Source organism: Roseibacillus ishigakijimensis (assembly GCF_016595415.1).
GTDB classification, from domain to species: Bacteria; Verrucomicrobiota; Verrucomicrobiia; order Verrucomicrobiales; family Akkermansiaceae; genus Roseibacillus; species Roseibacillus ishigakijimensis.
Map to the genome: position 1 here is coordinate 1 of NZ_JAENIO010000146.1, position 486 is coordinate 486.

The 486-nt window shown below is 64.6% G+C and carries 1 protein-coding gene; it reads right to left on the reverse strand.

Features of this window, described 5'->3' with window-relative positions:
• Window positions 1-486 (reverse strand): transposase (locus tag JIN78_RS16955; protein WP_425606148.1); only part of this gene is annotated, 486 nt, incomplete at both ends.

Genomic DNA, 486 nt, shown 5'->3' on the forward strand with positions numbered 1-486 from the left:
GGGGGCGCTCTTGTCCCTGAATGGAGCGGCGCTCGCGGGCCTCGCCTGTCATCCCGATGGTGAAGGAGTCGAGCCACCTGAGGGCTTCCCGAGCCGGGGCGGCTGTTTTTCCTCCCGATACCGCTTCTCCGTAGGAGCTCCAGCGGTAGTCTTTGGGGTCCTGGCAGATCCCGGCCCGCACGGGATTGAGGTCGATGTAGGCGGCCATGGCTTTGAGGGCGGGGCCTTTTCCTTCGACGAGGACGCTTTTGAAGCGGTCTTCCCAGAGGGTGCCGCGGCGCTGGTGGGCGCGGTTGAACCATTGGGTAAAGCGCTGTTTGAGGACTTTCATGTAGGCGGAGAGGCTCCACATGCGGGCGAACCATTTTTCGCGCAACTCCTCGGCGGCCTGGTGATTGCCCTGGCTGCGGTGATGCGCGAGCTCCCAACGGAGATTGGTGGCGGGGCCTTCGCCCAGGCAGTCGAGGACGTGTGCGATGAGCCCTT